The following is a 269-nucleotide window of genomic DNA, read 5'->3' on the forward strand; positions in this document are numbered from 1 at the left end:
AAAGAACACCCTAAAGCTTCTCCTTGGATAGAATAATGTTTCAGTCCCAATTGCTGACTAATTAGCCAATAATAAGGGCGAATATAATGGGGAGAAACTAACTCCACTACAACGGTATTCGCTTGACAAAAAACCAGATTTGTTAATCCTGCCCCATGGGGTGCGATAATGACTTCAGCTTGCGAAAATAAATCAGCCTGTTCTTGAACTGTCAAGGTTTCTAACTCTATCGATACAAAACCCCATTGATTCAAATACTCTAAGATTTC

The 269-nt window shown here is 38.7% G+C and carries 1 protein-coding gene; it reads right to left on the reverse strand.

Translation table 11 applies throughout. The features are described 5' to 3' along the window. Window positions 1-269 (reverse strand): glycosyltransferase family 61 protein (locus tag PL9214_RS29585; RefSeq protein WP_139295225.1); only part of this gene is annotated, 269 nt, incomplete at both ends.

Origin of the sequence: Planktothrix tepida PCC 9214 (assembly GCF_900009145.1) — a bacterium.
In the GTDB taxonomy this organism is placed as follows: domain Bacteria; phylum Cyanobacteriota; class Cyanobacteriia; order Cyanobacteriales; family Microcoleaceae; genus Planktothrix; species Planktothrix tepida.